The organism is Campylobacter sp. VBCF_06 NA8, from assembly GCF_027737825.1.
Lineage (GTDB): Bacteria > Campylobacterota > Campylobacteria > Campylobacterales > Campylobacteraceae > Campylobacter_B.
Genome location: NZ_JAOVUB010000007.1, coordinates 56810 through 62809 on the forward strand (window position 1 = coordinate 56810; position 6000 = coordinate 62809).

Here is a 6000-nt window from a genome sequence, read left to right on the forward strand (position 1 = left end):
GTAAATTTACAGAAATAAAAAAGGGGTTTGGCAAATTCGCCAAATCCCTGTGTGAAGTATCAAACGGGCTAAATTTTAGCCGTTGCGTTTTTTGATGATTTCTTCGCTTACATTTTTTGGAACTTCATCGTAGTGGTCAAATTCCATTGAGTATGTAGCGCGACCTTGTGTTTGAGAACGAAGGTCAGTTGAGTAACCAAACATCTCTGAAAGCGGGCAGAAAGCGTCGATGATTTTGTTACCGCCACGCTCACCCATATTATTTACTTGGCCACGGCGTTTGTTTAGATCGCCGATGACATCGCCCATATACTCTTCTGGGGTTTCAACTTCGACTTTCATCATAGGCTCTAAGATAACTGCGCCTGCTTTGCGTGCGCCCTCTTTAAAGCCCATTGAAGCGGCTAGTTTAAACGCCATTTCAGAGCTATCGACTTCGTGGTAGCTTCCGTCATATACGGTAACTTTGACATCTTCTACTGGATATCCAGCTAAAACACCGCTTTGCATAGCTTCTTGGCAGCCTTTATCGACAGCTGGGATATATTCTTTTGGAATCGCACCACCTTTGATGTCATTGACAAACTCATATCCGCTACCCGGCTCTAATGGCTCTAAGCGCAAATATACATGGCCGTATTGACCGCGACCGCCTGATTGTTTAGCGTATTTGTATTCTTGCTCGACAGATTTGCGGATAGTCTCGCGGTAAGCAACTTGTGGTTGTCCAACCTCTGCATCGACTTTGAATTCGCGAAGCATACGATCGACAATGATTTCAAGGTGAAGCTCACCCATACCGCTAATGATTGTTTGACCGCTCTCTTCGTCAGTTGCTACGCGGAAGCTTGGATCTTCTTGTGCAAGTTTTTGAAGTGCGATACCCATTTTCTCTTGGTCTGCTTTTGTTTTTGGTTCAACTGCGACGCTGATAACTGGATCTGGGAATTCCATACGCTCTAAGATAACTTTGTCTTTTTCGCTAGCTAGTGTATCACCAGTAAGTGTATCTTTTAGGCCGACAATCGCGCCGATTTCGCCAGCATAAAGCTCTTTGACTTCTTCTCGTTTGTTTGAGTGCATACGCAAAAGTCGTCCAATACGCTCTTTTTTGTTTTTACCAGAGTTGATTACATAGCTTCCGCTCTCTAACATACCGCGGTAAATTCTAACAAAAGTTAGCTGGCCGACAAATGGGTCAGTCATAATCTTGAATCCAAGACCTGCGAATTCGCCGTCGTCAGTAGATAGAACTTCTGCTTCGCTTCCGTCCTCATAAACACCTTTGATAGCTGGAACTTCGTTTGGAGCTGGTAGATACCATACAACGGCGTCAAGTAGCGGTTGAACGCCTTTGTTTTTGAAAGCTGTTCCGCACATCATAGGGAAAAATGCTAGGCTTAGGCAGCCTTTTTTGATACCAGCTTTAATCTCTGCCTCGCTTAGCTCTTCGCCTGCGAAATATTTTTCCATTAAAGCTTCATCTGTCTCAGCAACCGCTTCAATCATTTTGTCGCGATATTCTTGTGCTTTTTCTTTTAATTCAGCTGGAATTTCGCCTACTTCTGGTGCGCTTGGGCCTTTTGCATCGTCCCAAGTAAGGGCTTTCATAGTGATTAGATCAACTACGCCTTTGAAGTTGTCTTCTGCGCCGATTGGAATTTGAATCGGAACTGGTGTAGCTTTTAATCTATCGCGGACTTGTTGCTCGACATTGAAGAAATTTGCGCCTACGCGGTCCATTTTATTTACGAAAATAATTCTTGGGACTTGGTATTTGTTCGCTTGTCTCCAAACGGTCTCGCTTTGTGGTTGCACGCCACCGACTGAACAAAATACAGAAACAGCGCCGTCTAAAACACGCATAGAGCGTTCAACTTCGATAGTAAAATCAACGTGGCCTGGGGTGTCAATTAGGTTGATTTGGTGATCATTCCAAAAGCAAGTAGTCGCAGCAGAAGTAATAGTAATACCTCTTTCTCGCTCTTGCTCCATCCAGTCCATAGTAGCGGCACCCTCATGCACCTCGCCGATTTTGTGGCTCATACCTGTAAAAAATAGAATTCTTTCGCTTGTTGTAGTTTTACCAGCGTCGATATGAGCGGCAATTCCGATATTTCTAACACGATTAAGTGGAGTTTTTCTTGCCATAGTTTTCTCCTACCAGCGATAGTGAGCAAATGCTTTGTTAGCTTCTGCCATTTTGTAAGTGTCTTCTTTTTTCTTAAATGAAGAACCTTTTGAATTCGCTGCATCAAGTAGCTCATAAGCTAAACGCTCAATCATAGTTCTTTCGCTTCTTTTTCTAGCAAAAGTGATGATCCAGCGGATTGCCAAAGCTTGTTGGCGAGCTGGGCGAACTTCGATTGGAACTTGATATGTAGCACCACCCACGCGACGCGATTTAACTTCCATAAGTGGTTTTACATTTTCGATAGCGTCGTTGAAAACATCGATTCCTTTGGCTTCGCCGCCTTTTTTGTCGATTAAATCAAGCGCACCATACATAATCTCAGTCGCAACGCTTTTTTTGCCGTCATACATAAGTGAATTAATAAATTTAGTGATTACTTTGTTGCCATAAATTGGGTCAGGCATAACTTCCCTTACGGGAGCTTTTCTTCTTCTCATTTTATTATTCCTTCAAATTTGAAAATTTTACTCAAATTTAACCAAAACTAAGGGTTAAATCTGTCTTAGCTAAACTATTTTTTAGGGCGTTTAGCACCGTATTTAGATCTAGAAACTGTTCTTTTTGCGACACCTGCGGTATCAAGCGCACCACGAACAATGTGATATTTAACACCCGGTAAGTCTTTTACACGACCGCCGCGAACTAGAACAATGCTGTGTTCTTGTAGGTTATGACCTTCACCGCCGATATAGCTGATGACTTCAAAACCGCTTGTTAGCCTTACTTTGGCAACTTTTCTCAAAGCTGAGTTTGGTTTTTTAGGAGTTGTTGTATAAACTCTGGTGCAAACTCCGCGTCTTTGAGGACACTCTTTTAGCGCAGGTGATTTTGACTTTACAGTCACTTTTTTGCGCTCTTTTCTGACCAATTGATTTATGGTTGGCACAGTAAATTCCTTTCATCAAAAAATTTATTAAATAAAAAAGAGGTTGATTTTACTAAAAAATTACTTAAACTACTATGAATTTATGCTTTTTCTAAGAAATGTAGATATTTTACTTATTAAATTTAAAATGCAGAGTGGACATCCTTGCCCACCATAAGGTTGCCAAATTTTTCGGCGGGCAAGGATGCCACCCTACTTATCTAGCACATGTTGTTTTGTAATTCCCTATAAATACTTTCACATTTATTTATGGTTTTAAATATATTATAATATTTTTCATCCCACTCATTATTTTGTCGAACTATATTTAATATATCGTAGCATTTTTGTATAATCGCCAATTTTATATTTTCTTTATTAAATTCCTGTATCTGACCCAGCAACTGATTATCTGAATTTAGGTCTTGTAAAATTAAATATGCAATAAATCTATTACCATGAACTAAAATCCCTAATAGTTCTTTATTTTCATCTAATTTTTTTAATTCATCAATTATATTTTGAATTATCCTGATTGCTTTAACAGCATTGATTGCGGATATTGCATTTGTTCTTTCATTAAATAATTTTGTATAATAATCATTATTCCCCGTTAAATCACCAACTCTACCTTTTGCTACGGCTATCAATTTTATATCTTCTTGCATACAAGTCAAAGCAATGATTAATTCATCTAGCACAATTTTTTTATCATTTGGTATTTCCTTAGAGCCAGATTTATACACATATTCGTAACCTAAGTTTTCGAATTCATTTTTTAATCTAGCTTGATTTGAATCTAATGAGACAAAATCCTTACTACTAATACTATTTTGTGTATTCGATAATTTTGTAATTGTATTTTTATCTATATTTTTACTATTCTCATTTATTTCTATAAGTTGAACAAAAACTTTTACATTTTCCAACAAATCTCTATTTTCTTTGTAAATTTCTCCTATTGCCCCAGTTGTTTGTGCTCCATTTATTATAGAAACGCCTTTCAATTTAAATGTGCCAGTGTCTTTTGTCGTTGCCTTAACGCTTGTTCTTTCAACAGAACTGCATAGTATTTTTATTCCATTGTTATAATAAAAGAAATTTTCTGGCTCATTTTTCAAAACTTCTTTTATGCCAGCATTTACTTCTGTATTTTCTTTGTAAAATCTAATATTTTGAGAAAATAATAAATTTCCATATTCTTCATACCACGAACCTAATTGTTTTGCAGACAATATTCCATAATATACCCTATATGGCTCATTAATATTTCCCCAATTATTCAATATACAATCCATTTCTTTTATATTTTCTTGACATAAAAATTCATATATATCTTTATTTTTTACTTCTTCAAATTTTAATATTTCTATTCCATCAGAATTAGTAGAATTTACAAAATCATTTATGTGTTTAAGACTGACTGGTGGTAAATTTTGGCTAGAATTATGTATTAGAATAAGATATATTTTTGCTTTATCTAATGCAGTTTCTATTTTATTTCGCATAAATTTTATTTTATCATTACAATCATCAAATTTTAAATTTAAAATTTGTGAAATACCTGCAATAAATTTTAATATATCTCCTTCTTGAATTCCATTATTTCCATTTGAAAATTTGCTCTGTATAATAAATAATTTTTCTTGTTTTTCATCATAATAAAGTGCATCTATTCCACAATCGCCAAAACCATCTGTTATATATTTTATAGCTTCATTTTCATCTATCCCAGTTTTCATCATAATTGCTAATCCAGCCAATGACATTGACAAGAATTTATTTTCATCTATAACAAAATTTCCGTCTTTTTTTGGTAATTTATTTTCAAATAAATTCTTTAATTTTGATTTTATTCTTCCTTGAATTATATCTGGTACCATCCTATTAACCTTAAAACTAGATTATTAACGCATTATTATACAATAAAACACAAATTTAACCTTTAAAAACACAAAATTTACACCGCTTTAATCAATTTCTTATTATAAATTCTTACTTATACGCATTTTCTCTTGTTGTGATTTCGATAACTTCGATTGTCAGTATATCATCGTGTTTTTCGCCGATTACTCGGTAATGAATTCCTACATACCATTTCCAGCGATTTTCGTATCCTTCCATTTTGCCACAGTTTTTCAACGCAAATGGATTTTCTATTTTTTCAAGCTCTCTTAAAAATGTTCGTATTTTCAAAGCAGATTTTTTATCGCCCTTTTCTATTCTAATTAGACCTTTTTCGGCTTTGTTTTTCAAATTGATTTTATACATTTTATTCACCAAACATTTCGGCTCTTACTTCTTTGATTATGGCTTCTTGTTGGGCTTTTGGCAATTTTTCAAATTCTCCGTCAAGTCTTTTGATAGTCGGCGATTCGTCTAATGAATAACCATTTCTTTTCTCTTTCAAAACCTTAAACGGCAAACCGCCTACTTTTAAGGCTTGTTTTAAAAATATTCTAAGAGCCGTTGTGGTATCAAGTCCCAAATCAGCAAACAACTCATCTGCTTGTTTTTTTAATTTTTCATCTACTCTTAATTGTATTAAACTTGTAGCCATTTTAAATCCTTTTGTATGAAATTTGATTGATTTTGTATTATATCATATTTTTAATTCATACAAATAAGAAATGTCAAAATAAATTATAAATTCAGTCTTTAATAATCGCAAAGCGTCCGCCGCCGGTGACTAAAAGACAAAAAGAAATTCCGATATAAAGATATAAAATTTCGGCTACAAAAACCGCCACATTGGATTACCACGCCCATTGCATAGCTCCTTACAATAACAAAATATGTGAAATTTTAAAATTCAAATTTCAAGCTATGGGCTAAATTTAAAATTTAACCCATAGCCTAAATTTGGAAATTTGAGAATTTTGCAGAATTTATAAATTTTAAATTCTTACTCACTCACAGCTTTTTTGATTTTTTTGACTTC

6 protein-coding genes are annotated in these 6000 nt (G+C 35.1%); all 6 read right to left on the minus strand.

Annotation, left to right across the window (positions count from 1 at the left end; genetic code table 11):
• Positions 1-75 precede the first annotated feature (75 nt).
• Positions 76-2151 (minus strand): elongation factor G, encoded by a 2076-nt coding sequence (gene fusA / locus OFO10_RS08040; protein ID WP_270859210.1) that lies wholly within the window; start codon positions 2149-2151, stop codon positions 76-78.
• Between the two features lie 9 nt (positions 2152-2160).
• Positions 2161-2631, minus strand: a complete 471-nt coding sequence (gene rpsG / locus OFO10_RS08045) for a 30S ribosomal protein S7 (RefSeq protein ID WP_270859211.1) — start codon at positions 2629-2631, stop codon at positions 2161-2163.
• 74 nt (positions 2632-2705) lie between these two features.
• The gene (gene rpsL, locus OFO10_RS08050; RefSeq protein ID WP_270859212.1) at positions 2706-3080 is read right to left on the minus strand and encodes a 30S ribosomal protein S12; all 375 of its coding nucleotides are present in this window, start codon (positions 3078-3080) and stop codon (positions 2706-2708) included.
• A gap of 200 nt (positions 3081-3280) precedes the next feature.
• Positions 3281-4942: an AIPR family protein gene (locus tag OFO10_RS08055; RefSeq protein WP_270866791.1), complete on the minus strand. Its 1662-nt coding sequence runs from the start codon at positions 4940-4942 to the stop codon at positions 3281-3283.
• 112 nt (positions 4943-5054) lie between these two features.
• Entirely contained in the window at positions 5055-5330 is a 276-nt protein-coding gene (locus tag OFO10_RS08060) for a type II toxin-antitoxin system RelE family toxin (RefSeq protein ID WP_270866792.1), read from the minus strand.
• Position 5331: 1 nt separating this feature from the next.
• Positions 5332-5619, minus strand: a complete 288-nt coding sequence (locus OFO10_RS08065; protein WP_270860686.1) for a type II toxin-antitoxin system RelB/DinJ family antitoxin — start codon at positions 5617-5619, stop codon at positions 5332-5334.
• Positions 5620-6000 lie beyond the last annotated feature (381 nt).

Coding starts and splice junctions, on each gene's coding strand:
- fusA (WP_270859210.1), bottom strand. CDS start 2,151: ATGGCAAGAAAAACTCCACTTAATCGTGTTAGAAATATCGGAATTGCC.
- rpsG (WP_270859211.1), bottom strand. CDS start 2,631: ATGAGAAGAAGAAAAGCTCCCGTAAGGGAAGTTATGCCTGACCCAATT.
- OFO10_RS08055 (WP_270866791.1), bottom strand. CDS start 4,942: ATGGTACCAGATATAATTCAAGGAAGAATAAAATCAAAATTAAAGAAT.
- OFO10_RS08060 (WP_270866792.1), bottom strand. CDS start 5,330: ATGTATAAAATCAATTTGAAAAACAAAGCCGAAAAAGGTCTAATTAGA.
- OFO10_RS08065 (WP_270860686.1), bottom strand. CDS start 5,619: ATGGCTACAAGTTTAATACAATTAAGAGTAGATGAAAAATTAAAAAAA.